Origin of the sequence: Acinetobacter sp. USHLN143 (assembly GCF_037145695.1) — a bacterium.
GTDB lineage: Bacteria > Pseudomonadota > Gammaproteobacteria > Pseudomonadales > Moraxellaceae > Acinetobacter > Acinetobacter fasciculus.
Window position 1 is genome coordinate 1 of record NZ_JBBCWZ010000275.1, and the last position, 272, is coordinate 272.

The following is a 272-nucleotide window of genomic DNA, read 5'->3' on the forward strand; positions in this document are numbered from 1 at the left end:
TCAGCTTCCTCGCAAGCTTTCGATCAATCAAAAGCTCCAACAGAACCACCCATCGATCTAAAAAAACTACATGCAAAAATCGGTGAGCAGGCATTAGAAATTGATTTTTTAGAAGGTGTGTTGAAGAAACTGGGCCGCTTCAACCACAAAAGTTAATCGATGACTCACTTCAGATTTCAGTATCTAAGCAAGCTAAGCTGCTGAAAGTCTCCCGTGGTTGTTATTACTATCGCCCAAAACCTGTGAGTGAATCAGATCTGAAGCTGATGCGC

General features: G+C 42.3%; 1 pseudogene. It reads left to right on the forward strand.

What is annotated here, in order from left to right:
• A pseudogene (locus tag WFH18_RS18050) lies at nt 1–272 on the forward strand (IS3 family transposase); the annotation flags it as partial.